Below are 1,223 nucleotides of genomic sequence, written 5' to 3'. Positions count from 1 at the left end.
TTTAGGACAATGTCTGTTTCGGCAAGAATTATAAGAAACCCTAACATGACCACATTCATCACATTCGTCTACATGACCACCAAGCTCTGCTGTTCTACAAGCTTCAATATCTATCATAGTTTTTAAAATATGCAGCGGAAGCTGGTGATTTCTTCTATATTCATCACCATATTGATTGAATATATCTTGAATCTCAATCATCTTGTTCATCTTTTTTATCTAAGAGTATATCTAAAGGACTATTTATATTTAATAAGTCCATTCTCCTAAGATGTAAATAGATAGTGGTGGTAGTTATTCGGGTATGCCCTAAAAGTCTTTGAATATAACAAATATCAGTACCATTTTCCAATAAATGGGTTGCAAAGCTATGGCGCAAAGTATGGACAGTTACATGCTTGGTAATTTTAGTTTTTTTTATAGATTTCTCGAGCATCTTTTGAACACTACGTGGACTTATAGAATCTGTACGACCATTCCCAGAAAACAAATATTCCGTAGGATGATATCTTAGCCAATAGTCTCTGAGAATTTCTAGATTTACTTTTGACAATAATGAATATCTATCTTTTTTACCTTTGCCCTCTCTAATTAATATTTGCATGTTTTTACTATCAATATCTGTTATTTTTAGATTACAGACCTCACTAACTCTTAATCCTGCGGAGTAGACCGTCATAAGAATTGTCCTATGCTTAAGGTTATCAGTAACATCAAAGATGGACTTAACTTCCTCTGGAGACAAAACGGATGGTAATTTTTTTGGTTCTTTAATCCTAAAAATTTTGTCCATATTCCAATATCTATTAAGTGTTATAGTATAAAAAAATTTAAGACCTGAATTAATATAATTAACACTACCTTCACTTAACTTTTTTTCCATGATACAATAATGTAGATACTCACGTATGTCTTTTTCTTTTAAAAGTTCTGGTGCTTTATTGCAAAATTTAGAAAAACTACTAACGTGACCAATATAGCGTTTTATGGTATTTGGGCTATATCCCTTTAGTTCCATATCCATTTTCATTTTTTCTCTTAATTCCGACATTAATAATAACACTCCCTTATTTTTTATTTCAACAATAAAAGTTTATAGGAAGTGTGAATTATAATAAAGTAGTATCTTATTTAAGATGCTATTTTTTTATTTGATTTAAGAAAAAAGAAAAATTAAAGTGATTAGCACTCGTCTACCACCGTCTTTAGCGGTTTAGTTCTTT

Annotated in this window: 2 protein-coding genes; both read right to left on the bottom strand. The window is 30.4% G+C overall.

The window, feature by feature from the left end; translation table 11 throughout:
- The coding region (locus tag KPL38_RS19300; RefSeq protein ID WP_216290751.1) for a transposase zinc-binding domain-containing protein at positions 1-201 on the bottom strand (201 nt) is incomplete at its 3' end.
- Positions 194-1,051 carry a site-specific tyrosine recombinase/integron integrase gene (xerA, locus tag KPL38_RS19295; protein ID WP_216290750.1) on the bottom strand — a complete coding sequence of 286 codons (858 nt, stop codon included), beginning with the start codon at positions 1,049-1,051 and terminating at the stop codon, positions 194-196. The genes KPL38_RS19300 and xerA, both read right to left, overlap by 8 nt.
- Between the last annotated feature and the right edge of the window lie 172 nt (positions 1,052-1,223).

This window comes from Clostridium psychrophilum, assembly GCF_018861705.1.
GTDB classification, from domain to species: Bacteria; Bacillota; Clostridia; order Clostridiales; family Clostridiaceae; genus Clostridium_AD; species Clostridium_AD psychrophilum.
Note: the sequence above shows the minus strand (reverse complement) of the source record. Positions and strands in the feature narration are given on the sequence as shown.

Excerpts from the sequence above, each read along its gene's own strand:
- xerA (WP_216290750.1), bottom strand. The coding sequence starts at position 1,051 with ATGTCGGAATTAAGAGAAAAAATGAAAATGGATATGGAACTAAAGGGA.